Genomic DNA, 26278 nt, shown 5'->3' with positions numbered 1-26278 from the left:
AGGAGTTGGGCGACGCGGTTACGAGTTTTCAGCCCCGGTTGCGGGGATCGGCCAGTGGCCTGGCCTGAAAGCCGGTCCAGGAAGCCGGCGATGACGGGAATTTAAGTTCATGGCCTCGATATTCGGCTTCAGATCAAGGGATCCGGCCCGCGACAGGCAGACCGACGTTGCGCGCCTGGACCGGCTGGCGAAGCTGTTCGAGCAGATCGCCGCCGAGATCGAGGCGGAGAAAACCGGCTTGGAGAGCCGCTACCGCAAGGAGGCGACCAACGCGGCCTTTCTGGTCGAAGCCATGGAAAACGGCTCCGCCTCCGATCGCCGCTCGTCCGAAGTCAGCGCGTTGACGCAGTCGATCCTGAACAGCGAGCGCCGCATCGCTGCGCTGTCGCGCCAGGGCGGCAGGATGCGCGAGCTCCGTCATTCGCTGGACGTGGTCTTCGACGAGAATACGAGCACCGATCCGGCGGCGGTCGACCCCGCCAGGCAGGCGGGAGCCGGCCGAAATTGAAGGCGGCGGCGCGGGACCGTTACGGCGAAGGTGATGCAAGGCTGGACGTCGGGAGGGTTATTGAAAAGGTCAAGGTTGGCCCGTTTGGAAGCGGTTCGAACGTCGACTTTGGGTTGGGGACACAGCGCAAAGGTGAGTCACTCATGAATTCGGATCCAAAGACCATGTCCACGACAGCAATAGACGCCCCTTCAGCCCTGCATTTCTGGCGGCGGTCTGGTCTGGCGGTCGCTTTGCTGCTGGTCGCTCTTGGCAGCCTGCCGGCAACCCCGTCTCATGCGCAGGATATCCAGTCCGCGCCCTCTTTCGTCGACGATTTCAAGAATTTCGACCGCGAGCGCTGGTACGTTTCAGACGGCTGGACGAACGGCAGCCATCAGAATTGCACCTGGTCGAAAGGCTTGGTCAAGCTTTCCGATGGCGTTCTTTCGCTCGGATTCGCGAAGCAGAAGACCAAGGATCGCGAGTTTGCCTGCGGCGAGATCCAGACCAAGCAGCGTTTCGGCTATGGTACCTATGAGGCGCGGATGAAGACTGACACAGGCCCTGGCCTCAACGCGGCGTTCTTCTCCTATATCGGCCCATCCGACAAGCAGCCCTGGGACGAGATCGACTTCGAGATCCTGACCAAGGACACCTCCAAGGTGCAGGTCAATGCCTATATCGCCGGCAAGGGCAAGAACGAGAAGCTGGTCGACGTGCCGGGCGGCACCGACAGTGCCTTCAACGACTATGCCTTCGTCTGGGAGAAGGATAGCCTGCGCTGGTATCTCAACGGCCAGCTGGTGAACACCATCACCGATCCCGCGAAGCTGCCCAGCCATGCGCAGAAGATATTCTTCAGCCTTTGGGGCAGCGACACCATGAAGGGCTGGATGGGAGCGTTCGCGGATCCGGGCCGCACGCTTTCGCTGCAGGTTGAACGGGTCGCGTTCACCGCGCTGGGTCAGCCCTGCCAATTTCCGGAATCGCTGGTGTGTAGTGTAAAAGAGCTGGGAAAGACGAATTGAACCGGCAGGGCCGAGAAGCGGTCCGCTGCCCTGGATGGGAATGAAACCGAATGAACTTGACGGTGTTTGGAATTGGCTATGTCGGCTTGGTGCAGGCGGCGGTGCTTGCCGAGGTTGGCCACCAGGTTGTTTGCGTCGATATCGACGCAAACAAGGTGGAGCGGCTCAATCAGGGCCTCGTTCCGATCTTCGAGCCGGGTCTTGAAACGATCGTCAGGGAGAATCACGCCGCCGGCCGCATCAAGTTCACCACCGATGCGGCGGCAGCCGTCAGGCACGGCGAAATCCAGATGATCGCGGTCGGCACGCCGCCCGGCGAAGATGGTTCGGCCGACCTCAAATATGTGCTGGCGGTCGCCGAGACCATCGGCCGCGAGATGGATACCGCCAAGATCGTCGTCGGCAAGTCGACCGTGCCGGTCGGCACCTGCGAAAAGGTGAAGGCCAGGATCGCCGAGACGCTGAAGAAGCGGGGCCGCGAGGATCTGAGCTTCGACGTCGCCTCCAATCCCGAATTCCTCAAGGAGGGCTCCGCGGTCGCCGACTGCATGAAGCCCGACCGCATCATCGTCGGCACGTCGAGCGAGGAAACCGAGGCGGTGATGCGCGAACTCTACGCGCCCTTCAACCGCAACCACGAGAAGATGATCGTGATGGACGTGCGCAGCGCCGAATTCACGAAATACGCCGCCAATTGCATGCTGGCGACCAAGATCAGCTTCATGAACGAGATGGCCAATCTCGCCGAGCAACTCGGCGCCGACATCGAGGAAGTGCGCCAGGGCATCGGCAGCGACCCGCGCATCGGCTATCACTTCATCTATCCGGGTCTCGGCTATGGCGGCTCGTGCTTTCCCAAGGACGTCCGTGCCCTGATCAAGACCGCCGAGAGCGTCAAGTATGACGCCAAGCTGCTGCGCGCCGTCGAGGAGCGCAACAATGACCAGAAATCCGTTCTGTTCGACAAGGTGCACCGCTATTTCAAGGGCAACCTCAAGGGCAAGACCTTCGCGCTGTGGGGCCTGGCCTTCAAGCCCAACACCGACGACATGCGCGAGGCGCCCGCGCGCGTGCTGATGGAGGCGCTCTGGAACGCCGGCGCGGCCGTGCAGGCCTATGATCCCGAGGCCATGCAGGAATGCCAGGCCATCTACGGGCTGCGCGACGACCTGCTGTTGTGCGGCACCAAGGAGGCGGCCCTGCGCGGCGCCGATGCGCTGCTGATCGCCACCGAATGGAAGAGTTTTCGCGCACCGTCCTTCGATGCGCTGAAGGATGCGCTGACCACGCCGGTCATCTTCGATGGCCGCAACCTTTACGATCCCAAGGTCGTGGCGCGCCACGGCATCGAATATCACTCGATCGGCAGAATGGCGGCATGAGATCGGGCGCGGAGAGCCGAAAGCAGGATCGGGCCAAACGCCCGGCGTAGAAGGAATTGTAGCTGATGGTGCTGGACGTAAAGCCCGAGCAAGTCACCAAAGATCATTTCGATGTTGTCGCGATCGGTTCCGGCTTCGGTTCGGCGTTCTTCCTGCATGAATTCGCCAGGCGGCGTAAGGCGCGCATCCTGGTTCTGGAGTGGGGTCGCCACAACACGCATGAATGGCAGCTTGACCAGAACGTCAACACCGACATAGACGACGAGACGACCTACAGCACCAATTCCGACAAGCCGTGGAATTACACGATCGGGCTGGGTGGCGGGACCAATTGCTGGTTCGCGCAGACGCCAAGATTCCACCCCAATGATTTCAGGCTGAAAAGCACCTACGGCGTCGGCAATGACTGGCCGATCAGCTACGACGATGTCGAGCCGTTCTATTGCGACGCCGAAGACATCATGTCGATCTCCGGCGATCCCGACATGGCGGCGATGCTGCCGCGCTCGAAGCCCTTTCCGCAGCCACCGCATCGCATGTCGACGCCGGACAGGATGATGAAGGCGGCCCAGCCCGACCAGCATTTCGTCATGCCGACCGCACGGGCGCGCGTGCCGACCGCGCAACGCAGCTCCTGCTGCGCCAATCTGCGCTGCTGGCTGTGCCCGGTCGATGCCAAGTTCACCGCCAATAACGGCCTTATGCATGTCTTCGAGCATCCCGACGTTTCGGTCTGCCTCGGCTCCGAAGTGCGGCGGCTCGACCATGTCGGCGGCACGGTCCGTTCGGTCGCCTTCGTGCATGAGGGCAGGGAATATCAGGTCAGCGGCGACCTCTTCGTTCTCGGCGCCAATGCCATCCAGAGCGCGGCGATCATGCTGCGCTCGGGCCTGGGCGATGAATTCGTCGGGCGCGGCCTGCATGAATCCTATGGCTGGAATTTCGAGGTCTATCTCGACGGCGTCGACAATTTCGACGGCAGCACCATCACCACCGGCCTGAATTTCGGCCTCTATGACGGTCCGCACCGGTCCGAGCACGCGGCGGCCCTCGTCTATTTCGAGAACCGCTGGCAGCACGGGATGCGCGCAGAGAAGGGCCGGCTGCGCCAGGCGCTGCCGCTGGTCGTGGTCACCGAGAACCTGCTCGATCACGAGAATTTCGTCACCCTCGACGAGGATGACAACGCCTTCGTCTCCTTCAAGGCGCCGTCGGACCATGCCGTCAAAGGCATGGCCCGGGCGCTGGACAAATTGCCCGGACTGCTTGCCCCGTTGCCTGTCGAACGGCTCTTCGACCGCGGCATCCGGCCAACGGAATCGCACGTCCAGGGCACATTGCGGATGGGCACCGGCCCGGCTGATTCGGTGATCGACAGCAACATGATCCATCACCGGTTGAGAAACTTGGTCGTCGTCGGCACCAGCACCTATCCAAGCTGCTCCTGCGCCAACCCGAGCCTGACCGCGGCAGCTTTGTCCCTGCGCGCGGCGAGCCGGATGGCGTGAGGGGGAAGGAGGTAACCGATGATGGAAATCTCACGGCGCTCGGTCTTGGCCATCATGGCTGGTGGAGTTGCATCGACTGGCGTGGCCTTCGCGGCGGTGTCTTCGTTTTCGGACGAGGACCTGGTTCGCGTCACGCTCGAAAAATACCTCGGCGGGTTGAACATGCGCATCGAGCACCTGCAGCAGTTCGTGCTGGAGTTCCGCAACCGCAATCCGTGGCTGTTTCCCAGCGAAAAACTGGGCGACGCCGTCACTTTGCTCGAGACGGCGAAGCTCGGCCAGGCACGCAGGTTGTTGCCCAAGCGGAAGCAGCGCGACCTCCGGCATTTCGACCGCTGGGTCGTGGCCGAATTTCACATGTTGACGGACTACGCCTCGCGCAGTTCGCCTAGTGATCCCATCCGGTTCACCGGATGGCAGCCATGCACAAATCCGTTCGCGACGCTTGATCCGCCAAAGACTGCGTGAGGCTGCACTTGACGCTGCCGTTCATCGGCCGTGGGCATTGAAACGCGATAGACGAGGAGCCAGGACCATGAAAGTTCTCTTTGCAGGCGGCAATGGCTACCCACCGGAGTTCAGCGGCGGCGTCCAGTCGAGCACCCATCATCTGGCCGAGCAGCTGATCGAGCATGGGCATGAGGCCGCGGTGCTCGCCGCGCTGTTTGGCGATGGTGTCTTCGGCTTCAAGGCGCGTGCCAAGATGAAGCTTCTGCGCCAGCCGGCGGTCGTCGACAGTTTTCCCGGCTACCCAGTGATTCGGGCGTGGTTTCCGTGGGAGGCGGCGGCCTTCGCCGTCAACAGGGTCAAGCCGGATGTGGCGGTGGTTCAGTGTCACAAGTCGGTTCCACTCGGCAAGGCGTTGCAGGCCAAGGGCGTGCCGCTGGTCGTCTACCTCCGCAACGTCGAGTTTCACGAGCTTGGGGGCGACCTGCGCGACCTGCGCTCGGCGCTCTACATCGCCAATTCCGAATTCACTGCGCGTACCTACGCCAGGGAGTTCGGCATCGAGGCGGCGGTGATCCCTCCGACCATCAATCCGGCCCACTACAGCACGCCGACTTCAGGCCAGTTCGTCACCCTGATCAACCCTTATGAGGAAAAGGGCTTCGAGCTTGCGGTGCGGATCGCCGCCGCGTGCCCCGAAATCCCGTTCCTGTTCGTCGAAAGCTGGAAGCTGGCGGACGATCACCGGGCACGCATCGAACAGACGATCACGCCGCTCGGCAATGTCACGCTGGAGAACCGCACCAGTGACATGAAGACGGTCTATGGCCGCACCCGGATCCTGCTGGCGCCCAGCAAATGGGAGGAGGCCTGGGGGCGGGTTGCCTCGGAAGCCCATTGCAGCGGCATTCCGGTCGTCGGTTCGCGCCGCGGTGGCTTGCCGGAAGCGGTCGGCCCTGGCGGCACGGTGCTCGACTATGATGCGCCGCTCGCCGAATGGGTCGCGGCCGTCAGGCTCTTGTGGAACGACAACAAGGAATATCAGCGGGTCTCGGCCCTCGCGCGCGGCTTCGCCGGCCGGCCGGAACTCGACCCCGACCGTCAGTTCGTCACCTTCTTCTCGATACTGGACAGAGCGGTGCGGCAGCGCGCACGCCAGGCCGCGTAGCCAAGCAGCGACCCGATCGGTTCTGTATCAGGCTGGGCGCTTGACCCTGTTCTTCAGCGTTTCATAGCCGCGTGCACCGAGCAGGGCGCGGGCAATGGTCTTGGCGGCGCTCTTGCGGCCCTCCTGCGAATTGACCTGGCGCAGCCTCGCCGGCAGGTTGCGCGCGGCCTGGCCAAGTGCTGGCAGCGACAGCGCATCGGGAAAACTGACCATGTGCGTTTCGACGCACAGGACCGGTTTCCCCGACAGTTTGGCAATCCTCAGCGCCTGGGCATGTTCGCTTTCGATGAACAGGATGGCGTCGGATTTGCGATAGAAATCGGCCTTGAAACTGCCATGCGCGCCAAGCCGCTGGCGCTCCGCCTTGCTCGGCAGATCGAGCATGATCAGCTTGTCGTACTTGATCTCGTGCTTGGCGAGCCACGCCTCCGTCAACGCACGGTATTTCTCGAGCCGGCTGGTGACCAGCCAGCCAATCTTGTGGGTCACGGCATGAAGCGGCCGCGCCTCGCTGAGGAATTTTTCATAGGCCGGTCCGTCATCGTTCTCGGCCTCGGTCGGATCGAGACACAGCACCCCGTCTATATCGACACAGCATTGCGCCAGGAATTTATGATGCATGAAGTTCCACTGGAACATGCGCGGATGCGGCACGACCTCGAACACCAGATCGGTCTCCTGATGCTCCGGCTCCAGGCCGAAGACGGCGGCAAAGGTGTAGTCAGCCTCGATACCGCCGCTCTTGATGCGGGCACGGGCGTCGCGCATCGCATTACCGCCGGCGATGCTGTCGTCGATCACCAGCACCTTGCGCATGTCCGAAACCTTGCGGTCCAGGGCCGCGCGGCGCTTGGTGATGCCTGACGTGTAGACCCTGCCTTCGAGGAAGGAGTCCAGGTCGGTCATCGGAATGTTGGCCGCAAGGCTGACCAGCGTCGCAGCCAGCACGCCGCTTCTGGGAACGCCGACCACCAGGTCGATGTCGCGTGGCAGCCGATGAAGGTTGCTCACGATGGCGTCGTTCATGTCGGAGATCGATCGGTAATGCATGGATCAGGCCTGATGCTCGGGTGGGATATGGAATAGACGACAAAGGCGCCGAAATTATTGCGCCTCGCGCGGCGTCGCCGCCGGCGCCCTTGCAGGCAGCATTTTCAAGGCCTCCCGCAAGGCTTCGCGGCCGGCGGCGAAGGTCAGCGCGACGACGATGGTGATCGCGTAGGCCAGGATGACGCCGCTTGCCAAGGCGACGACATGCTGCTGCGGCAGCATCGGCTTGACCAGCCAGACCGCCCCAAGCGCCAGATGCGCGCCAAGCACGAACGGCGCTGCCGTGCGCAGCACATGGCTGGCTCGCAGCGGTCCGCTCTTGCCGACATAGAGCCATAGGAAGGGCGTGCGCAGATACTCGCTGACCGCATAGGCGACCGCCACGCCGAGCGCGCCGTAGGGCAGGCCGAGCGCGAAGGCAAGCACCGAGGTCACCGCCGTGATGATGCCCCAGCGCATGAAGTCGCCGGAGCGGCCCTGGCTGACGAAAAGCCAACCAGCCGGATTGTTGAGCGGCTGCAGCAGGCCGGCAAAGCCGAGCGCCAGGAAGATCGAGGCGCTGGCGCGCCACTGCTCGCCGAGCACGAAGGGGATCAGCACATCCGACATCGCGGTGGCGAAAGCGACGCCGGGCAGCGCCACCAGAAGGATCAGCGGCATCACGCGCAAATAGGCGCTGCGATAGCGGTCCGGCTCGTCCTTCAGTCGCGACAGCGCCGGCACCATCACCTTCGACAGCGGATTGGTGATCTGGCTGAGCGGGAACAGGAGCAGCTTGTAGGCGCGGTCGTAGAGTCCGAGCTGGGCCTCGCCCCAGTATTTGCCGATCAACACGTTGTCGAGATTGCGGGCGAAGAAATTGGCGAAATTGAAACCGGTGATCCCGGCACCGAAATTGATCAGCTCGCTGATCCCGACGACCTTGCGCGGCATGCCTGGGCGCCAGCGCGAGCTGGCCCAGTAGCACAGCGTCGGCAGCACCGCGCCGGTCAGCGTGCCGGCAAACAGCGCCCAGTAGGAACGGTCGATGAAAGTCCAGGCGATCGAGACGGCCAGCCCCGCGACGGCCCCGGCCACGTCGATGATTGCCAGGCGGCCGAACTGCATGCGACGCGTCAGCAGCGCCAGATGCTGGGCTCCCAGGCCGTAAGCCAGGATCTGCAATCCCAGTGCCGCCACCAGACCGGCGACGCGCGGCTCGCCATAGAACGCGGCGACCAGGGGTGCCGCGCCCGCGAGCACGCAGGCGAGGACCGCGCTGACGGCGACATTGATCCAGAAGAGGTAGTTCACCTCCTCATGCCGGATGCCCGATTTCTGGATGGTCGCCTGGGTCAGGCCGAAATCCTGGAACAGGGCGATGAAGGCGAGCACAGGAGCGCACATGGCCACGACGCCGAAATCCTGCGGCGACAGGAGTCGCGACAGCACGATGACGGAAATGATCTGCGTAGCGACCCGCACCGATTGCGCCATTGCGGTCACGACGGCACCGCGGCCGACCGATTTGCGCAGTGAGCCTTCCGGCGGATCGAATGGATTGGCTTCCAAATTCAGGATTCCTGATCTTTGCGCGGATTTCGGAGCCCCGAAATCCACAACCGCCGCCGACCACAAACTACGGCAATAATTTTGCAGTGCAACAGAAAACGTGGAACGGTGCGCCAAAAATGTTGCGATGCAGCAAGAGCTGTACTAGGCTTCCCCTGGGTGGGTCAAACAGCGGTCGAGTTTTCATGCTGCATGTCTTGTACCTGGTACATGATGTTTCCGACCCGGCGGTTCGCCGGCGGATCACGATGCTCAGGACAGGTGGCGCCCGGGTTACCCTGGCGGGCTTCCGCCGCGCCGCCACTCCGATTGCCGACATCGAAGGCTTGCGGCCAATCGACCTTGGCGCGACGCGCGACGGGCGATTCGCCCAGCGCCTGGTGGCGGTGGCAAAAACAGCGGTTTCGATAGGTTCGAAGCTCAGGGACGTGCCGAAGCCCGACATCATCATCGCGCGTAACCTGGAGATGCTGGCGCTGGCCCGCCGCGCCCGGTCGGCTTTCGGCGCCGCTGTCCCGATCGTCTATGAATGTCTCGACATTCACCGCCTGGTGCTTCGCGACGATGTCCTGGGTAAGGCGCTGCGCGCCACCGAGCGTCATCTGGCGCGGGATGTGCGGCTGCTGGTGACCAGTTCGCCCGCCTTCATCGCCAATTATTTCAAGCCTTTCCGCCAGGTCGCGGCGCCGGTTGAACTGGTCGAGAACAAATATTTCGAGGCGGCGGCGATTCTGCCGGCCGAGCGCGAGGCGGTGGAAGGACCTCTCGCCCCGCCGTGGCGGATCGGCTGGTTCGGGGCGCTCCGGTGCCGCCGTTCGCTCGAACTGCTGGCCGGTTTCACGCGTCACATGGAAGGCCGGTTCGAAATCGTCTTGCGCGGCCGTCCGGCACTTTCCGAGTTCCCGGATTTCCATGCCTTTGTCGATGCCGAACCTTACATGTCGTTTCGCGGGCCGTACCGCAACCCGGAGGACATGGCGGCGATCTATCACGACGTCCATTTCTCCTGGGCGATCGACTTCTTCGAGGAGGGACAGAACTCCGAATGGCTGCTGCCCAACCGCCTTTATGAAGGCTGCCGCTTCGGCGCGGTGCCGATCTCGATGGACAACACCGAGACCGGACGGTTCCTTCGGCAGCGCGATATCGGCGTTTTGCTGCCGCAGGCCACGCCCGAGGCGCTCGAAACCGCGCTTGGCGGGATGGAACAGCACCGCTTCGGCAGGCTGAAGGCGCGCGTGCTGGCCCACAACCCGAGGATGTGGAGTTACGATCGCAGCGACTGCGGCGCCCTGGTCGAAAAACTGCGCCGCCTGACCACAGTGCACGGGCCGCTCGCGACCGAGGCCCTGGCATAGGATGGACATCGCCCGATGACGCAAGCGCTTGCCTCCACCCTGATCGTGATCCCGTGTCTCGACGAGGCGACTCATATCGGCGCGCTGCTCGACCAGCTTTGCCCGGCGGCGGAACGGCTTGGCGCGCGGATCGTGGTTGCCGATGGCGGCAGCACCGACGGCACGCTGGCCATTGTCGGCGAGCGCCAGAGGAACGATCCTCGCATCATCCTGCTTCACAACGAAAAGCGCATCCAGAGCGCCGCGATCAACCTGGCGGTGGCCAAATTTGGCGAGGGTGCGCACTACCTTATCCGCATCGACGCCCATGGCGGCTATCCCGACGACTATTGCGACCGACTGGTCGAGGAGGCGTTGGCGACCGGCGCGGATTCGGTCGTGGTGTCGATGCTGACCAGCGGCAGCGGCACCGTGCAGAAAGCGGCGGCGGCGGCGCAGAACTCCAAGCTCGGCACCGGCGGCTCCAAGCATCGCCATCTCTCCGCCGGGGAGTGGGTCGACCACGGCCATCACGCACTGATGCGGATATCGGCCTTCCAGGCCGTCGGCGGCTATGACGAGACGTTCAGCCACAATGAGGATGCGGAACTCGACTATCGGCTGAGGCGGGCCGGCTACAGGATCTGGATGAGCGGCAGGACGCAGATGGTCTATTATCCGCGGACCTCGCTGCGTGGCCTCTATGTCCAGTATCTCGGCTATGGCCGCGGCCGCGCCAAGAACGTGCTGAAACATCGTGTGATCCCGAAGGTCAGGCAGATGGTGCCGCTGGCGGTCTTCCCGGTGGTTCTGCTGGCGGCCTTCTCCTTCGTGCACTGGATCGCGGCGCTGCCGCTATTGCTGTGGGTGGCGGTGTGCCTAGGCTACGGCCTGGTGGCGGCGATCAGCCAGCGCAATGCCGATATCGCGCTTGCCGGCGTCTCGGCGATGGTCATGCATTTCGGCTGGTCCGTCGGCTTCTGGCTGCAGCTTCTCGGCCTCGGCACGCGGCGGAGGGCGGCGTGATGGCGGTTGAGGTCAAGCATCGCAGCATCGACATCGGCGTGTGCACATTCCGGCGGCCGGAACTGGCCGACACGCTGCGCTCGCTCGCCGCCCTGGCCATGCCTGACGGCTTCGAGGTCGGCGTCATCGTCGCCGACAATGACGACACGCCGAGCGCCAGGGACCTGGTGACGGTGCTGTCGCAGGAATTGAAGTTGCCGGTCCGCTACCGGCATTGCCCGGCCCGCAACATCTCGATCGCTCGCAACGCTTGTCTCGAGGCCAGCGAGGCTGATTTCCTGGCCTTCATCGACGACGATGAGACCGCTACGGCCCACTGGCTCGCCGAACTGGTGGCAACGGCCGATAAAAGCGGCGCCGCCGCGGTTCTCGGCCCGGTGCGCGCGCTCTATCGTCCGGATGCGCCGGAATGGATGCGCCGCGGCGATTTCCATTCCACCTTGCCGGTCCGCGTGCACGGCGAAATCCGCACCGGCTACACCTGCAACGTCCTGCTGCGCATGGCATCCGACAGCTTGCGCGGCCGCCGCTTCAGCCTGGCGCGCGGCCAGACCGGCGGCGAGGACACCGAATTCTTCGACCAGATGCACAAGGCAGGCGGCCGGATCGCCTTTGCGCCGGAGGCATGGGTCGACGAGGCGGTGCCGAGGGCCAGGGCCGCATTCGACTGGCTCAGCCGCCGCCGCTTCCGGGTTGGCCAGACGCACGGCCATCTCCTGGGCCGCGGCGCCAGCGGCATCGCGCGAGTAAAGCAGGCCGGCCTTGCCGCGGCAAAGGCCGCTTTTTGCTTCGCCGCGGCACTTCCGGTTGCAGCCAGTCCGGTACGCAGGAACCGCAGTGTCTTGCGCGGCATCATGCATGTCGGCGTTGTCAGCGGTCTGGTCGGTGTCCGCGAACTGCGCCTCTATGGCCAGCCTTCACCAGGGGAAGGAGGCAAGCGTGCAGCCTGACATTTCGTCCGTGCCCGATGTTTCCTTTGTGATCGCCGCCTACAATGCCGAGGCAACCCTTGATAGGGCGGTCGCCAGCGCCATCGCCCAGAAGGGCGTCAGCCTCGAGATCATCGTCGTCGACGACAAGTCGCGTGATGCCACGCTCGATGTGGCGAGGGCCTATCCCGAGCATGTCGTGCGTGTCGTGGCGCTGGAAAAGAACAGGGGCCCCGGAGGGGCCAGGAATGCCGGGCTCGACGCCGCCCGCGGCAGGTGGATAGCGGTTCTCGATGCCGACGACGCCGTCTTTCCCGGACGCGTCGCCGCCATGATCGGCCGCGCCGAAAAGGCGGGCGCCGAGATCGCCGTCGACAATCTCCAGGTCGTCCGTGAGGACGGCGTGGTCCAGGACGCGATGTTCCCGCGCCGGTATCTGGAAGGCCTGCGCGAGATTTCGCTGGCGACCTACATCGCCGGCAACGTCGTCTTCGAATCGAAGTTCAATCTCGGCTATCTCAAGCCGATCTTCCTGCGCCGGTTCCTTGACGAAAACCGGCTTCGCTATGACGAGAAGCTGAGGATCGGCGAGGACTACATCCTGTTTGCCGAAGCCCTGGCCATGGGCGGCAGATGCGTGGTGGAGCCTGAAATCGGCTATGCCTATCATATCCGCAGCGGCTCCATCTCGCGCGTGCTCGAGCCTCATCATGTCGAGGCGATGCGCAAGGCCGACGAGATTTTCGCTCAAACCCATTCGATGGACGTGGCCGCGCAGGCGGCATTCGCCCGGCGCGGCCGCAGCCTGCGCAAGGCGGCCTCGTTCCTGGCGATGGTCCAGCACATCAAGGCGCGGTCCCCGCTCAAGGCGATCCGGACGGCGCTCAGCGACCCGGCGGCGGTCAGGCATATGGGCATGCCGATCGCCGTGCGGTTGCGAAGAGTAGCGGCACAGTTTGCCGTCGGGGCGGGGAGGTGAAGATGCAGGCACATGGAGGGATTTTTCGTGGCCTGTGAATGGACTGTAGTCGATCTCCTCAGAAGGAATTTGCGATGAAGAAAATCAGGAAGGCCGTGATACCAGTGGCGGGGCTTGGAACACGGTTCCTGCCGGCGACCAAGTCGATGCCGAAGGAAATGCTTCCCGTCGTCGACAGGCCCGTCGTGCAATATGCGGTGGACGAGGCCTTCGAGGCCGGCATCGAGCACATCGTCTTCGTCACCGGCCGCAACAAGGCGGTCATAGAGGACTATTTCGACCTGCATCCGGAATTGATCGGAACCCTGGAGCAAACTGGCAAGAAGACTCAGCTGGAGGCGCTCGAAAGCATGCTGCCGGTGGCCGGCGCCACCTCCTTCATCCGCCAGCAGTCGCCGCAAGGCCTCGGCCATGCCGTCTGGTGCGCCCGCGAGGTCATCGGCAACGAGCCCTTTGCCCTGCTTTTGCCTGACATGGTCTCCTTCGGCGGGCGCGGATGCCTGGCCGAGATCACCGACCTCTATGCGCAGACCGGCGGCAACGTCATCGCCGTCGAGCGTTGCGATCCCACCGAGACCAACAAATATGGCATTGTCGGCCGTGGCGCCGACATTGGCGGCGGTTTCGAGGTGACGGCCATGGTCGAAAAGCCGGCGCCGGCCAATGCGCCGTCGAACTTCTACATCAATGGCCGTTATATCCTGCAGCCCGAGATATTCCAGCTTCTGGGCAACCAGCAGCGCGGCGCCGGCAACGAGATCCAGCTGACCGACGCCATGGTTCGCCTGTCGCAGGAGCAGCCATTCTTTGCCCAGCCTTTCAAGGGGCGCATGTTCGACTGCGGGTCCAAGGAAGGGTTCATCCAGGCCAATATCGCCTTCGCGCTGGCGCGCGACGACATGAAGGGTCCGGTTTTCGAGATGCTCCGGGAGTTCGTCCGGACGCATGAACGCCAGGAAGAAGCCGCATAATGCCCATCTTTCGGGAGTATTGTAGGGTGGCTGACGGCGCGGGGGCCGGCCGGCTCCGCGCTGTCCGGCACCAAGCGTGTGTCGCGCCTGCCAATGCTCCCGATCTCTCCGGGGCCTGCGAGCGAGACAAGCCAGAATTGGACCGAAGATGAACTATGCCAATTTTCCTCTCGACAAGAGGATGCCATTGCCGAATTCGGAAGCAGGAGACGGCGACGACTTCATCGACATCGAGCGGCTGCTTGGCATGGCCGCACGGCAGGCCAAGGTGGTTGGCGTGTGCGCCGTCATCGGCCTTTTCCTGGGCATGCTCTATCTGCAGACCACGCCGCCAAAATTCGTGTCGGTTTCCAGCGTGCTGATCGACGAAGGTCTGAACAAGATCGTCGACGACATCTCGGCGGCATCGACGACGATGCAGACCGATTCCGCGATTCTGAGCCAGATCGAGATCCTGACCTCGACGCGTCTTGCCGCCGTGGTCGTCGACAAGCTCAAGCTCGACCAGAACGACACGTTCATGAACCCGCCCCAGTCGGCTCTTGCCCAGGGCGTTGGCCTGATCCGCGGTCTGATCCAGTATGTTCGTCCGAGCAGCCCGGTCATGCCGGGTGTCGGCGACATCACCAAGCTCGACCCCGCCGCGCGCGATGCGCTGATCGCCACGTCGCGCCGCGACTACGCCATCCTCAAACTGCAGAACGAGATCCGGGCGGATCGCGTCGGGCGAAGCTACGTTATCGCGCTTGGCTACCAGGCGACGGATCCGGCATTGGCGAAGGCCATTACCAAGGCCTATGCCGACGCCTATCTCGCCGACCAGCTCGATGCCAGCTTCGACGCCACCGAGCGCGCGGCGGTCTGGCTGCAGGGCCGGCTAACCGAACTGCGCGAGAGCTCGCAGCAGGCATCGCTGGCGGTCGAGAAATTCAGGGCCGAACACGGCCTGTCCGCCAACAGCGACGGCCAGCTGATGAGCGACAAGCAGCTCGCCGACCTGAACGCCCAGCTCATCGTCGCGCAGGCTGACACCGCGCGTGCCAGCGCCCGTTACCAGCAATACAAGTCGATCGTCGACAGCGGCTCGGACAACGCTTTCAAGGATGCCGCCATATCCAGCGACCAGCCAGCCAGCTCGGTCATTGCGGCGCTGAAGACCCGCTATCTCACGGTCGCCAAACGGCAGCAGGATGTCGAGGCGAATTTCGGCCCGCAGCATCCGCAGGCGGTGGCGCTCGCCAAGGAGAAGGCCGACATCTCGACGCAGATCTTCGGCGAACTGAAGCAGCTCACCGAAAGCTACCGCAACGAGTATGAGGTGGCGTTGGCGCGCGAGACCGCGCTCAGGGCCAATGTCGCCGCCGCGCAGGGCAAGAGTTCGATCGACAACCAGTCGCAGGTCCAATTGCGTGATCTCGATCAGAAGGCGACGGCACTCTCCACGCTCTACCAGACGTTCCTCGGACGCTACGAGGAAGCCGCGCAGCAGCAATCCTTCCCGGTCGGCAAGATCCGCATCATCTCGGATGCGTCGACGCCGCTTGCCGCCTCAAGCCCGCGCACAGTCATCGTGCTCGGCCTTTCGCTGGTGCTCGGGGTTCTGATGGGCGCCGGCTTCGGCGGCCTCAACGAGTTCAACGAGCGGTTCTTCAGGACCGGCGAGGAGGTCCGCGACCGCGTCGGCCTCAAATTCCTCGGTTACCTGCCGACCATCGGCAGCAAACCGAGCAAGGAAGACAAGCCAGCCGAACCCGATCTCAAGGTCGCCAGATCGCCGGCCGCGATCGAAAGGCGCGCACGGATGCGGGTGAGCATCGACGCTCCGGCATCGATGTTCTCCGAAACGCTGCGCAGCGCCAAGATCGCCTTCGATGTGGTGATGGAAGGGCAAGGCAGCCGCGTCATCGGCGTGATCTCGGTCCTGCCCGGCGAAGGCAAGTCGACGGTCGCGGCCAATCTCGCCGGGCTGCTCGCCGCCAATGGCTCCAGGACGCTGCTCATCGATGGCGATCTGCGCAATCCGGGCCTTAGCCGCAGCCTCGGCATGGAAGCCGAGCAAGGCTTGATGGAAGCGGTGGTGAGCGGCCAGACCTGGCAGTCCGTCGGCAAGATCGACAGGCAGACCAAGCTGGCGATCATCCCGGCTGTGCTGCGCGGCCATTTCTCGCACACCAGCGAGCTTCTCTCCTCGGCCGGCATGCGTCGTTTCATCGAAAACGCCAAGGAGACGTTCGAATACATCGTCGTCGATCTGCCGCCGCTTGGCCCGGTGGTCGACGCCAAGGCCTTCGCGCCGCTGGTCGACGGCTTCGTGCTCGTCACCGAATGGGGCCGCACGCCGCGCGCCATGGTGCGCTCGATGCTGGAATCCGAGCCCTATGTCGCCAACAAGATCGTCGGCGCGGTGCTGAACAAGGTCGACCTGAAGAAGCTCGCCAAATACGGATCGTTCGGCGCGTCGGAGAAATTCTTCGACAAGTACTCGAGCTATTATCTCGACAAGTCGGAAGTGCGTTCGAAGGCGGCGGTCTGAGATAAGGCCGTTGCCCGTCATGTCTTGGGCATGCGCTGCGGTTCTCATTCCGAATCGCGCAAAGTTTCGGCGCCGTCCGACCGCCGTTGATGCGGCCGGACATGAAGCGGAGCGGCGTATAGCTCGAGGCTATGCCGCCTTCAGCCGGTAACGGAAAAGCGTGTGGTCGAGCAGCAGCCGGATGCGCGGTTCGGCCTCGGTTGCCACCAGCCAGCTTGCCGCGATCATGGTCGCGCCGACCATTGCCATCGACAGGAGATAAGGCAGCCCGGAGCGCACCATGGCGCCGAGCATCGCCGCGCCGATGACGTCGTGGATCAGATAGAGCGGATAGGTCATCAGGCCGATCCGGCGCCAGCCGCTCCATCTGAGATCAAGCGTGAGCGACCACGCCATCAGCGCGATGGCCGCGAGGAAGATCAAGATTGGCGGCCCGTACGGCATCACGGCTCCGACTTTGATGCTATGGGCGTCGACGGAGCTGGCGATCTGCAGCACCCCACCGCCGAGGAACAGCAGGCAGAAGCCAAGGCGAGACGCCGTCACCGCCTTGAACCGCATCAGCCAGATGAGCACGCCGACCGCGAAGAATGAGCCATGATGCACCAGCACGAGCTGCAGCCACCGCGTCTCGGCGAAGGCGGACCAGCCGAGCGGATAATAAAGGCACCAGAACAGCGTGCTGATCATGCCGATGACGATCGCAACCCTTTCCATCAGATGGAAACGGGCGAGCCGCAGCAGGATCCAGACGATGGCGTAGAAGGCGATTTCGATGCCGAGCGTCCAGTAGACGCTGTCCACCCAGGGACCATAAGGCGCGAACAGGCCGGTGCGCACGAGCCGAACCACCGCATCGGTCGGCCAGCTCAAGCCGATCAGCAGCAACAGCGCCGTGGTGATCGGGGCACAAATCCAGACCGCCGGCGCCAGCCTTTTGACCCTTGCCTCGAAAAACCGCAGCGGCGTCGAATTCTCGGCGCTGAAGGCAATGACGAAACCGCTGATGACGAAGAAGATCTCGACGCCGACCCAGCCGGACCCGACCCAGGCGCCGATCCCAGGCTGCGCTGGAACGCCACCAGTCGCTTGCGCCGAGATGCCGTCGGGATAGGCCCACACCCAGAAGCCGTAGTGATAGACCATGACCAGCACGGCGGCGAGAAACCGCAGGATGTCGATACCGCCAAAGGTTATTTTTTTCTGAGCCATGCGATCCAATCGAATGGCCCCCCGCGGAAACTGTAGGGCGGAATGTTGCATCGCACAATCTACGATTGCGCCCAGCGGTCATCACAAAGTTCGCCGCGTCGCAACATCGCGCAACGGTAGCTCCAGTCAGGTCCCGGCAGTGCTCCTTACACGCCGATTCCGCGCTCCGTCAGGGCAGCGGTGATCTCATCGAGGATGGCGGGGTCGTCGATGGTTGCAGGCATCATCCACGCTTCCTTGTCGGCGATCTTCTGCATGGTGCCGCGCAGGATCTTGCCCGAGCGCGTCTTGGGCAGGCGCTTGATCGTCACCACGGTCTTGAAGGCGGCCACCGGGCCGATGCGCTCGCGCACCAGCGCGACGACCTCCTTCTCGATGGCGGCGCCGTCGCGCGCGACACCGGCGTTCAGCACCACGAAGCCGAGCGGAATCTGGCCCTTCATCGCATCGGCGATGCCGACGACGGCGCATTCGGCGACATCGGGATGGGCGGCCAGCACCTCTTCCATGGCGCCCGTCGACAATCGGTGGCCGGCAACGTTGATGATATCGTCGGTGCGGGCCATCACGTAGAGATACCCGTCCTCGTCGATCATGCCGGCATCCGCCGTCTTGTAGAAGCCGGGGAACTCATCGAGATAGGCCTGGCGGAAGCGGGCATCGGCGTTCCACAGGGTCGGCAGGCAGCCCGGGGGCAGCGGCAGCTTTACCACGACATTGCCGAGCGTGCCGCGCGGCACCTCATGGCCGGCATCGTCGAGCACGCGGATATCGTAGCCGGGCATCGGTACCCCGGGCGAGCCGTACTTCACCGGCAACAGGCCGAGCCCAGCGGGGTTGATCGTCATCGGCGATCCGGTCTCGGTCTGCCACCAATGATCGACCACCGGCACGTTCAGCTTCTGCTCCGCCCATTTGATGGTTTCGGGGTCGGCGCGTTCGCCGGCCAGGAACAGGGTGCGGAATTTCGACAGATCGTATTTCGGCACGAACTCGCCTTTGGGATCCTGCCCCTTGATGGCGCGGAAGGCAGTCGGCGCGGTGAACAACGCAACCACGCCATGTTCCGCGATGACGCGCCAGTAGGTGCCGGCGTCGGGCGTGCCGATCGGCTTGCCTTCGAACAGGATGCTGGTGCAGCCATGCAGCAGCGGGCCGTAGACGATGTAGGAATGGCCGACCACCCAACCGACATCGGACGCCGCCCAGAACACTTCCCCGGGCTTCACGCCGAACTCGTTTTCCATCGTCCATTTCAGCGCGACCATGTGGCCGCCATTGTCCCGCACGATGCCCTTGGGCTGGCCCGTCGTGCCTGACGTGTAGATGATGTAGAGTGGGTCGGTGGCCAGCACCGGCACGCAGTCGACATTGGCGCCGGCTGCGCGCTCACGAGCGACGGCGTCGGCATAGTCGATGTCGAAATGGTCCTTCAAATCGCAGCGCAGCTGATCGCGCTGCAGGATCAGGCAGGCGTCCGGCTTGTGCCGGGACATCTCGATCGCCTTGTCGAGCAGAGGCTTGTAGGCGACGACCCGCCCCGGCTCCAGGCCGCACGAGGCCGAGATGATCAGTTTCGGTTTTGCGTCGTCAATGCGGGTGGCAAGCTCATGCGAGGCAAAGCCGCCGAACACGACCGAATGCACTGCGCCGATGCGGGCGCAGGCGAGCATGGCGATGGCCGCTTCCGCCACCATCGGCATGTAGATGATGACGCGGTCACCCTTGCCGACGCCGCGGTTCTTTAAAACCGAGGTCAGCGCCACCACCTCGCGCTTCAGTTCGGCATAGGTGAACTTTTTCACCGTGCCGGTGATGGCGCTGTCGTATATCAGCGCGATCTGGTCGGCCCGCCCGCCGGCGACATGCCGGTCAAGGGCATTGTAGCAGGTGTTGCAGGTCGCGCCGGTGAACCAGCGGCCGTAGACGCCGGCGGTGGCATCGAACACCCTGTTCCAGGGCGAATACCAGTCGATGGCGCCGGCCGCGTCGGCCCAGAATTTTTCCGGGTCGCGTTTCCAGCCGTCATAGATCTCGTGATAGCGTGAAGCCATCCGTACCCTCCCGGAAACCATTTGCCGTCTTTGCAAACAGCCTATGCTGTTTTTTCCGGCGCTGTCTTCCCTGATTTTCGTTTGAACCGGTCTTGTCCTGACCGGGATGCCCGCTGTCCGACGATATCGAGCGAGAGGATGTGAGCGCATGCGCCATCAATGGTCGATCGAGGCCAGGCTCGAGGAACCGTCCGACCTCCTACAGCCTGTCGGATCCTGTGAACACCGGCCGGCAAGCCGGCGGTGATCGTCGTGCTGGTGCAGCGCTTCAGCCAGGGCTTTTTTAAGGGTGCGATCGCCGCTTCATAGCGGTGACCGAACAACCCGCTGAACAATTCGTCGATTGCCGTCTAACAAGCCGGATTCGTTGGGCGAATGTCGACGGTGCTAGATCGGCAAGGCCACCAGCATGAGACCGACGCCGCCGAAGATCAAAATGGCTGTCGCCAGAGCTTTTCGATGACGTTCGAAAGTCGTCGGAGCTCGCTCCCAATTGTAACGCATACGCTATCTCCCCAAGACCCGAGGAGTTCTTACCTTACCTCAGGGAAGAAAAGCAACGGTGCCGCCGGTCAGCATGCTTGCCTGGCGCGCCTTTCCGGCGACTATTTCTGGGACGATTTTCGACTCTGGATGGATGTTGCGGCCTCACGAGAGTATGTCCGCAAAATAAAGCCACGCGAGCCATCCCGGCCGACCAATAGACAGCGCCCCACCACCGCGCTATCTCATTTCCGGGTTTTGCATGGCTTTTGGGGTCCGTTATGGAAATTGCCTCTGGAACGGTTCTGCGACTGGCGGACGATGCCTCGGTTCAGCATGTCGGCGACGGCGCGGTTGTGCTTTTGGCGCGCAGCGGCCAGCTTTATACCTGCAACGGGACGACCGAAGCCTTTCTCGACAAGGTGGATGGCGCGCGCAGCCTCGGCCAGATCGTCGGCCTGCTTTGCGAGGAGTTCGAAATCGACAAGGGCACGCTTGACGAGGACATGGCGGCGCTGGCCAGCGATCTGGTCTCGGAAGGCATTCTCGCTGCTCCAGGCTTGATGGCTGAAGGCACCGCTTGATGGTGGACGGTCCTCTCCTGCGCGCCTTGTTCCGCTGTCATCTCTGGGCAAGCGCGCGGCTGATGCCAATTCTCATTGCCAATCGCAGCTTCGAGGACGTGCTGAAATGGGCGCCGCTCGCCTCGCCGGCGCCCTATCGCGGCCTGCCTGCCCCCTACATTGTCGCCCGCGTCAACCGTGCCGTGCGTCATCCCTGGCTGATGCGCGACCGCAGATGCTTGCGGGAGGGCTTGCTCGGCCATCGTTTCCTGCGCCTTGCCGGTTTCGATCCGCAGCTGCGTTTCGGCGTCGATCCGAAGTCGTTGCAAGCGTCGCGGCTGTCGGCGCATTGCTGGGTGTGCCTGAACGGCAAGCCGGTGGTCAGTGACAGCCTTCCCGGCATGGTCGAGATCTATCGTCACCCCGCCACCGCCGCCACGAAGGTGCGCTCCGCTTGACCAGACCTTCAGTATTCTATGACCTCAATGGCCAGATCCTCGGCATATCGGCCGAGCGCCCCGGCCTGTGGCAGGATTTCGACGGGATGCTGGGCATCTTGCGTGTCACAGGTCCCGTCGAGCCGGATTTTCGCCTCGAGATCAAAGAGGCGGACGTTCTGGACGAAGCGCCCAGCGGATCGCTCGTCTTCGAGGGCGAGATATCGGAGGACGGCTACTGCCGGATGATCGCGGATGGCGGCACGGTCCATCTCGTCTTTCCCGAACGCCAAGCCGTTGTCGTCAATGACGAGGAGGGTTGGGCCGAACTCCGGGTTCGCCCCGGTGCGAAGGCCGCCTGGACGCCATCGATGCTGGTGTTGGACGCAGCACTCGACGCAGGCGGCCAGCATATGCTGCACACGGCCGGGCTGACGCTGCCGGGCCGCGACGCCGTCGTGCTGGTCCATGCCCCGAGCGGCACCGGCAAGACCACCACATCGCTGGCCTTGGCAACGCAAGGATTCGGCCTGTGCTCCGACGACGCCATGATCCTGAATCTCGCTTCCCCCACGCCTGCCGCCTGGGGTTTGCCGCGCCATGTCAAGATCCATGAGAAGACCGCGCGGATGATCCCGCTTGTGGCGCCATGCCTCGGTCTGTCATGGGACCGCAATGGCGAACAGGCTGTTTCGCTGGAAAAGCTGAGTGGGATCATAAAAATCGAAAGTCCGACCGCCCGTCCGGTCGCAGCGCTCCTGCATCTTGCGCGATCCGGCGACGAAGAGACCCGGCTCGCGCCCATGGCCCGGACCGACGCGATGGTGGCGCTGGCGATGGACAATGTCCGCACCGGCGCGACCGGTCTGCTGCCGCTGCAGAAGCGCAGGTTGGCGGCGATCCGCGGACTGGTGTCGTCGGTGCCGACCTTTACCCTGGAAGTAGGCGTGCGTCCGGCCGATGCGGCGGCGCTGATAAGCGCTAGGTTGGCATCACTGGACTGACGATCCGCTCAAGCGGCGTATGGCCTGGCCTTGGCCAGCCGCTGGATCCAGCGAAAGGCATCGCGGCGTAGCCGCGAGCCGATCTTCTCCCGGGAATTGACCCTGAGCAGCGTGTTGGTCGTGATCAGCTTCTTGGCCAGTCGGATCGACAGGTCGGGCTTTATTCGCCCGGCGAGTGCCAGCGCATGCGGTTCGTCGAACAGCCGCCCGGTTACGTTGAGCACGATCGCAAGTTCGAGTTCGATGCCGGTCATGCGCGCGGCGTCGAGCAGGCGGGTTTCCGAAACCGGGGATTGCAGCGCCCTCACACCTTGCAGCACGTCGACGCAAAGCTGCAGACGGTGGAATTTGTGGCCGCCGGCGGCATGCACGATGGCGATTGTCAGAAGGGCGGCCGGCGTATCCGTCGCGTCGCCATCGATGATGCCAAGCTCGCGAAAACCCAGCGACAGGCGCCGCCGCATGCCGATGTCGTGCACAAGGTCGCCATGCAACTCGACCAGCAGGCTGGAATTCTCCTTTTCCAGCCATTTGAATTCCTGCAGCCGGTAGGATTCGGCCTCGTTGCTGGCAAGCTCGAAGCCGCATGCCGCAATCACTCGGTTTGCCCGCGCAAGGTTGGCGGGCTCGACCATGATGTCGATGTCGGTGAAAGGCCGGTCGGATACATTGCGATAGAGTTTTCGCGCGAAGACCGGCCCCTTGACGATCCGCGCCGGAATACCCTCCGCCGCCATTCCCTTCATGATGCGGTCGCCATGGTACTGAAGCAGCATCGACTGGCCGGTGGCGATCGTCGCCCTCTGGCGCAGGTCGTCGAGTTTGTCTCGCAAACCAGTATCCGACGGCAGGTGCGCATCGCCACGCTCCCCGAGCTTGCGCAGCATGATCGGGAGGACGCCGTGGAATTCGGCATTGTCGAGCAGGGCAGACAGCGCCTTCGCTGATAAATTGTCCCCGACCGCCGCAGCTTCCGGATCGGCGAAGCGCAGCAGCAGTTTTTCTTCAGCTGGAGTAAGAGACGGCAGCATCGATCCGGACAAATCCATCGTTAAGTGGATTGTCCGGAATGGTTGCAGAAAAGGGCGGCTGAAGCCAGCCTTACACGCCCCAGCGCAGCGCGGCGGTGTGGACAGGTGCGTCCCACCATTCCGTCAGTTCGTCGTCGAGCAGGGTCAGCGTGATCGAGCAGCCGGCCATGTCGAGCGAGGTGACATAGGTGCCGACCAACGACCGGGTAACCGTCACGCCATGTTGCTCGAAAATCCGGCGGGCGCTGTTGTACATCAGATAGAGCTCCATCAGCGGCGTGCCGCCGAAGCCGTTGACGAACAGCAGCGCGGGTCCTTTCGCCCTGTCGTCGAGATCGCCCAGGATCGCAGCGCAGATTTCTTCGACAATTGCATCGGCGCTTTTCAGCCTGTCGCGCCGGCGGCCGGGCTCGCCATGGATGCCGACGCCGAATTCCATCTCGCCTTCGCCGATGTCGAAGGTCGGTTTGCCGGCAGCCGGCACGGTGCCGCTGGTCAATGCCACGCCCATCGAGCGGGTGGCGTGGTTGACGCGGTCACCCAGCGTCTTCAACGCAGGCAACGCCACCCCGTGCTCGGCGGCGGCGCCAACGATCTTTTCCACCACCAGCGTGCCCGCCACGCCGCGCCGCCCGGTTGTGTAGGACGAATTCTCGACGGCGACGTCGTCATTGGTGACGACCTGCAGCACGCCATCGGACATCTCCGCAGCCATCTCGAAGTTCATCACGTCGCCTTCGTAGTTCTTGACGATGAACAGGCAGCCGGCGCCGGTGTCGACGGCTTGCGCGGCCGCCAGCATCTGATCCGGTGTCGGCGAGGTGAACACCTGGCCGGGACAGGCGGCGTCCAGCATGCCACGGCCGACAAAGCCGCCATGCAGCGGCTCGTGGCCGGAGCCGCCGCCGGAGATCAGCGCCACCTTGCCCGGCTTGAGCATCTTGCGGCGGATGAATTTGTGCTCCTCGCCAAGCACAAGGATGTCGGCATGGGCGGCCGCGAAACCGTCGAGGCTCTCGGTCAGTACCGTGTCCACCGAGTTCATGAATTTCTTCACGGCCGTCTCCTCCCGAAATAGCCTGCATCAAGGGTCGTTCAGCCGCTCTTGCCGGTGATGCTGGTGACCTTCTGGATGAATTCGTTGATCGCTCGGTCGAGCGCCGCATTCTGCTTGTCGTCGCCGAAATCCGGCACGATGAGCGAAACGTGCCTTGTCTTGCGCGCGCCCGCGGCGACCGAGATCTTCCCGGGATGTGCCTGATGGTAGGCGGCAAGAAACTGGTCCCGCTCGACCTGGCTGAAATGGCAGACGGAAAAGATGGCCGGCAGATGTTTCGACGGAATGGGAATCGAGTAGCTCGGGCTCGAAATCTGCGTGACGAAGCTGCGGTGCTTGCCAAGCGCATCGGCGAGCCGCTGGCGCATGCCGGACGGCCGCTGGTCGATGACTTGCGACAGGATCGTCTTGTAGGCGCGGATCGCTTCTTCGGAACCGGGTTCGGGTTTGATGTCGGCCATGCCTAGACCGGAACGTCGGCTATGGCCGCCTTGGCCATGGCGAGTTGCGCCGGCGCCACGGAAAGATCGCGCAGACCGGCTTCCAGCAGAGAGGGAATCGAGGCGGGGTCGCCGCCGGCATCGCCGCACAGGCTGACGGCGATCCCGGTCTCCCGTCCAAAGGCAGCGACCGAAGCGATCAGCCTCAACACCGCAGGATGGCGGACTGAATTCAGGTGTGCCACAGCGGCATTGTCGCGGGCGGCCGCCATCACATATTGCGTCAGATCGTTGGAACCGATCGACAGGAAAGCGACGCCGGTAAACGCCTCCGGCGCGATGGCCACCGAAGGTACTTCGACCATGATGCCGAGCGGCGGCATCTTGTGCGCGATGCCGCGCGCGGCAAGGGCTACCCGCTCCTCGGCGAACAAGGCGGCGGCGCTTTCATACTCTGCTGATGTGGCGATCATCGGAAACATGATTTTGAGATTGCCGTGTGGCGCGGCGCGCAGCAATGCCCTGATTTGAATCCGGAATATATCGGGCCTGGCCAGCGACAGCCTGATGCCGCGCAGGCCAAGGAATGGATTGCCTTCCTCGACGGTGAAGCCTGGCACCGGCTTGTCGCCGCCGGCATCGACGGTACGGATCGTCACCGGTTTTTCGCCGGCCCATTCCAGCACCTTGCGATAGGCACGATACTGCGTCTCCTCATCCGGCAGCGTCTTGCCGAACAGGAATTCGGTGCGCATCAGGCCGACGCCGTCGCAGGTCGCGATGTCGAGGGCATCGACATCCCCAGGATCGGCGATGTTGACCTGTACGCGCACCGCCGTGCCGGTTTTTGTCATGGCCGGCCGCGCCAGAAAAGTCCGTGCCTCACCCTGGCCGGCGGTGAAGGAAGAGGATGACTGCCGGAACGAGCCGATCTCGGCCGGCGAGGGCGCCAGGACGATATTGCCGTGCTCCGCGTCGAGCAGTGCCATGTCGGCAACGGCGGTGAGCGGCTCGCGCAGGCCCACGACCATCGGCACGCCACGCGAGCGCGCCAACATGGCGACATGGCTGGCGGTGCTGCCTGCCTTCAGAGCGATGCCGCCGCCATGGCTCCAGTCGGTTTCGAGAAAGCGCGTCGGCGCGATGTCCTCGCCGTAGAGGATGGCGCCGGACGGCGCGGCTTGGTCACTGTCCTCGGTCAGGGCACGCAGCACCTGGTCCCTGATATCCCGAAGGTCCGTGGCGCGGGCGCGGAAATAATCCTGGTCCGAAGCCTCGTAGCCGGCGATCTCGGCATCGAGCGCCTGCCGCCAGGCCGTGTCGGCGGGTGTTCCGGAAGCGATCGATGCGAAGGCCGGCCCGCTCAGCGCGTCGTCTTCCAGCATGGCGATGTGGAATTCGAGTATGTCGGCCGCATCTTTCTCGGCGGTTCCGACCATGGCCACGAGCCGGTTCACCGCCTTGCCGATCGCGGCCTGCAGGGACGTCCTCTCCTCGACGGAGCTTGCCTTGCTAACGTAAATGCCCGCGGGCTGGCCGAGGTCGAACAGAGGTCCCTCGGCATAGCCGGCCGAGGCAGGAACACCCTCAATACGCAT

23 protein-coding genes are annotated in these 26278 nt (G+C 63.7%); 15 read left to right on the top strand and 8 right to left on the bottom strand.

Going from position 1 to position 26278, the window contains the following annotated elements:
* The first annotated feature begins 109 nt into the window (after positions 1-109).
* From FJW04_RS11950 to FJW04_RS11925, 6 genes are all read left to right on the top strand, one after another.
* Positions 110-508, top strand: a complete 399-nt coding sequence (locus FJW04_RS11950) for a hypothetical protein (RefSeq protein ID WP_140660027.1) — start codon at positions 110-112, stop codon at positions 506-508.
* A gap of 143 nt (positions 509-651) precedes the next feature.
* The gene (locus FJW04_RS11945) at positions 652-1518 is read left to right on the top strand and encodes a family 16 glycosylhydrolase (protein ID WP_140714430.1); all 867 of its coding nucleotides are present in this window, start codon (positions 652-654) and stop codon (positions 1516-1518) included.
* A gap of 50 nt (positions 1519-1568) precedes the next feature.
* Entirely contained in the window at positions 1569-2900 is a 1332-nt protein-coding gene (locus FJW04_RS11940; RefSeq protein ID WP_140714295.1) for a UDP-glucose/GDP-mannose dehydrogenase family protein, read from the top strand.
* Positions 2901-2965: 65 nt separating this feature from the next.
* Complete coding sequence (locus tag FJW04_RS11935; protein WP_140714293.1) at positions 2966-4408, top strand: GMC family oxidoreductase; 1443 nt, start codon at positions 2966-2968, stop codon at positions 4406-4408.
* An 18-nt stretch (positions 4409-4426) separates the two neighbouring features.
* Positions 4427-4876, top strand: a complete 450-nt coding sequence (locus FJW04_RS11930; RefSeq protein WP_140714291.1) for a hypothetical protein — start codon at positions 4427-4429, stop codon at positions 4874-4876.
* Between the two features lie 67 nt (positions 4877-4943).
* On the top strand, positions 4944-6023 hold the full coding sequence (locus FJW04_RS11925) for a glycosyltransferase (RefSeq protein WP_140714290.1): 1080 nt from the start codon (positions 4944-4946) through the stop codon (positions 6021-6023).
* 27 nt (positions 6024-6050) lie between these two features.
* On the opposite strand, the gene FJW04_RS11920 is transcribed toward FJW04_RS11925, so the two are convergent.
* Entirely contained in the window at positions 6051-7073 is a 1023-nt protein-coding gene (locus tag FJW04_RS11920; RefSeq protein WP_015314216.1) for a phosphoribosyltransferase family protein, read from the bottom strand.
* A gap of 54 nt (positions 7074-7127) precedes the next feature.
* A complete protein-coding gene (locus FJW04_RS11915; protein ID WP_140714288.1) occupies positions 7128-8624 on the bottom strand; it encodes a lipopolysaccharide biosynthesis protein in 1497 nt (498 codons plus the stop codon).
* A 185-nt stretch (positions 8625-8809) separates the two neighbouring features.
* Between FJW04_RS11915 and FJW04_RS11910 the strand changes: the two genes are divergently transcribed.
* The 6 genes from FJW04_RS11910 to FJW04_RS11885 all read left to right on the top strand — a co-directional run bounded on the left by FJW04_RS11910 (position 8810) and on the right by FJW04_RS11885 (position 16399).
* On the top strand, positions 8810-9982 hold the full coding sequence (locus FJW04_RS11910; RefSeq protein ID WP_140714286.1) for a glycosyltransferase family 4 protein: 1173 nt from the start codon (positions 8810-8812) through the stop codon (positions 9980-9982).
* Positions 9983-9997: 15 nt separating this feature from the next.
* Complete coding sequence (locus FJW04_RS11905; protein WP_140714284.1) at positions 9998-10987, top strand: glycosyltransferase family 2 protein; 990 nt, start codon at positions 9998-10000, stop codon at positions 10985-10987.
* Positions 10987-11937 (top strand): glycosyltransferase family 2 protein, encoded by a 951-nt coding sequence (locus FJW04_RS11900; protein ID WP_140714282.1) that lies wholly within the window; start codon positions 10987-10989, stop codon positions 11935-11937. Before FJW04_RS11905 ends, FJW04_RS11900 begins: the two co-directional genes overlap by 1 nt.
* Positions 11927-12895, top strand: coding sequence for a glycosyltransferase family 2 protein (locus FJW04_RS11895; protein WP_140714280.1), 969 nt, complete (start codon positions 11927-11929; stop codon positions 12893-12895). Before FJW04_RS11900 ends, FJW04_RS11895 begins: the two co-directional genes overlap by 11 nt.
* A 74-nt stretch (positions 12896-12969) precedes the next feature.
* Positions 12970-13866 carry a UTP--glucose-1-phosphate uridylyltransferase gene (locus FJW04_RS11890; RefSeq protein WP_140714278.1) on the top strand — a complete coding sequence of 299 codons (897 nt, stop codon included), beginning with the start codon at positions 12970-12972 and terminating at the stop codon, positions 13864-13866.
* A gap of 148 nt (positions 13867-14014) precedes the next feature.
* Entirely contained in the window at positions 14015-16399 is a 2385-nt protein-coding gene (locus FJW04_RS11885) for a polysaccharide biosynthesis tyrosine autokinase (RefSeq protein ID WP_140660513.1), read from the top strand.
* A 129-nt stretch (positions 16400-16528) separates the two neighbouring features.
* On the opposite strand, the gene FJW04_RS11880 is transcribed toward FJW04_RS11885, so the two are convergent.
* Both FJW04_RS11880 and FJW04_RS11875 read right to left on the bottom strand, forming a co-directional pair.
* The gene (locus tag FJW04_RS11880) at positions 16529-17611 is read right to left on the bottom strand and encodes an acyltransferase (RefSeq protein ID WP_140714276.1); all 1083 of its coding nucleotides are present in this window, start codon (positions 17609-17611) and stop codon (positions 16529-16531) included.
* Positions 17612-17757: 146 nt separating this feature from the next.
* The gene (locus FJW04_RS11875) at positions 17758-19665 is read right to left on the bottom strand and encodes a propionyl-CoA synthetase (protein WP_015314207.1); all 1908 of its coding nucleotides are present in this window, start codon (positions 19663-19665) and stop codon (positions 17758-17760) included.
* Between the two features lie 764 nt (positions 19666-20429).
* Here FJW04_RS11875 and FJW04_RS11870 point away from each other — a divergent pair.
* From FJW04_RS11870 to FJW04_RS11860, 3 genes are read left to right on the top strand one after another with little or no spacing between them, the layout of a single operon-like run.
* Complete coding sequence (locus FJW04_RS11870) at positions 20430-20732, top strand: PqqD family protein (RefSeq protein ID WP_015314206.1); 303 nt, start codon at positions 20430-20432, stop codon at positions 20730-20732.
* Positions 20732-21169, top strand: coding sequence for a lasso peptide biosynthesis B2 protein (locus FJW04_RS11865; protein WP_140714274.1), 438 nt, complete (start codon positions 20732-20734; stop codon positions 21167-21169). Before FJW04_RS11870 ends, FJW04_RS11865 begins: the two co-directional genes overlap by 1 nt.
* On the top strand, positions 21166-22152 hold the full coding sequence (locus FJW04_RS11860) for a serine kinase (protein WP_140714272.1): 987 nt from the start codon (positions 21166-21168) through the stop codon (positions 22150-22152). Before FJW04_RS11865 ends, FJW04_RS11860 begins: the two co-directional genes overlap by 4 nt.
* A gap of 8 nt (positions 22153-22160) precedes the next feature.
* Here the strand turns inward: FJW04_RS11860 and FJW04_RS11855 are convergent, their stop codons facing one another.
* The 4 genes from FJW04_RS11855 to ptsP form a co-directional block, all read right to left on the bottom strand.
* Positions 22161-23183 (bottom strand): nucleotidyltransferase family protein, encoded by a 1023-nt coding sequence (locus FJW04_RS11855; protein WP_181172925.1) that lies wholly within the window; start codon positions 23181-23183, stop codon positions 22161-22163.
* Between the two features lie 70 nt (positions 23184-23253).
* Positions 23254-24240, bottom strand: coding sequence for a dihydroxyacetone kinase subunit DhaK (gene dhaK, locus FJW04_RS11850; protein ID WP_140714268.1), 987 nt, complete (start codon positions 24238-24240; stop codon positions 23254-23256).
* Between the two features lie 38 nt (positions 24241-24278).
* Positions 24279-24701, bottom strand: a complete 423-nt coding sequence (locus FJW04_RS11845; protein ID WP_140714266.1) for a hypothetical protein — start codon at positions 24699-24701, stop codon at positions 24279-24281.
* Positions 24702-24703: 2 nt separating this feature from the next.
* Positions 24704-26278 carry a phosphoenolpyruvate--protein phosphotransferase gene (gene ptsP, locus FJW04_RS11840; RefSeq protein WP_140614923.1) on the bottom strand — a complete coding sequence of 525 codons (1575 nt, stop codon included), beginning with the start codon at positions 26276-26278 and terminating at the stop codon, positions 24704-24706.

This window comes from Mesorhizobium sp. B2-7-3 (genome assembly GCF_006440715.1).
Lineage (GTDB): Bacteria > Pseudomonadota > Alphaproteobacteria > Rhizobiales > Rhizobiaceae > Mesorhizobium > Mesorhizobium australicum.
The sequence above is the reverse complement of the archived record's forward strand: the minus strand, read 5'-3'. Positions and strand labels throughout refer to the sequence as shown.

Bases quoted from the DNA above. Each gene is read 5' to 3' on its own strand.
- FJW04_RS11950 (WP_140660027.1), top strand. From the start codon at position 110: ATGGCCTCGATATTCGGCTTCAGATCAAGGGATCCGGCCCGCGACAGG.
- FJW04_RS11945 (WP_140714430.1), top strand. From the start codon at position 652: ATGAATTCGGATCCAAAGACCATGTCCACGACAGCAATAGACGCCCCT.
- FJW04_RS11940 (WP_140714295.1), top strand. From the start codon at position 1,569: ATGAACTTGACGGTGTTTGGAATTGGCTATGTCGGCTTGGTGCAGGCG.
- FJW04_RS11935 (WP_140714293.1), top strand. From the start codon at position 2,966: ATGGTGCTGGACGTAAAGCCCGAGCAAGTCACCAAAGATCATTTCGAT.
- FJW04_RS11930 (WP_140714291.1), top strand. From the start codon at position 4,427: ATGATGGAAATCTCACGGCGCTCGGTCTTGGCCATCATGGCTGGTGGA.
- FJW04_RS11925 (WP_140714290.1), top strand. From the start codon at position 4,944: ATGAAAGTTCTCTTTGCAGGCGGCAATGGCTACCCACCGGAGTTCAGC.
- FJW04_RS11920 (WP_015314216.1), bottom strand. From the start codon at position 7,073: ATGCATTACCGATCGATCTCCGACATGAACGACGCCATCGTGAGCAAC.
- FJW04_RS11910 (WP_140714286.1), top strand. From the start codon at position 8,810: ATGCTGCATGTCTTGTACCTGGTACATGATGTTTCCGACCCGGCGGTT.
- FJW04_RS11905 (WP_140714284.1), top strand. From the start codon at position 9,998: ATGACGCAAGCGCTTGCCTCCACCCTGATCGTGATCCCGTGTCTCGAC.
- FJW04_RS11900 (WP_140714282.1), top strand. From the start codon at position 10,987: ATGGCGGTTGAGGTCAAGCATCGCAGCATCGACATCGGCGTGTGCACA.
- FJW04_RS11890 (WP_140714278.1), top strand. From the start codon at position 12,970: ATGAAGAAAATCAGGAAGGCCGTGATACCAGTGGCGGGGCTTGGAACA.
- FJW04_RS11885 (WP_140660513.1), top strand. From the start codon at position 14,015: ATGAACTATGCCAATTTTCCTCTCGACAAGAGGATGCCATTGCCGAAT.
- FJW04_RS11880 (WP_140714276.1), bottom strand. From the start codon at position 17,611: ATGGCTCAGAAAAAAATAACCTTTGGCGGTATCGACATCCTGCGGTTT.
- FJW04_RS11875 (WP_015314207.1), bottom strand. From the start codon at position 19,665: ATGGCTTCACGCTATCACGAGATCTATGACGGCTGGAAACGCGACCCG.
- FJW04_RS11870 (WP_015314206.1), top strand. From the start codon at position 20,430: ATGGAAATTGCCTCTGGAACGGTTCTGCGACTGGCGGACGATGCCTCG.
- FJW04_RS11865 (WP_140714274.1), top strand. From the start codon at position 20,732: ATGGTGGACGGTCCTCTCCTGCGCGCCTTGTTCCGCTGTCATCTCTGG.
- FJW04_RS11855 (WP_181172925.1), bottom strand. From the start codon at position 23,183: ATGCTGCCGTCTCTTACTCCAGCTGAAGAAAAACTGCTGCTGCGCTTC.
- FJW04_RS11845 (WP_140714266.1), bottom strand. From the start codon at position 24,701: ATGGCCGACATCAAACCCGAACCCGGTTCCGAAGAAGCGATCCGCGCC.
- ptsP (WP_140614923.1), bottom strand. From the start codon at position 26,278: ATGCGTATTGAGGGTGTTCCTGCCTCGGCCGGCTATGCCGAGGGACCT.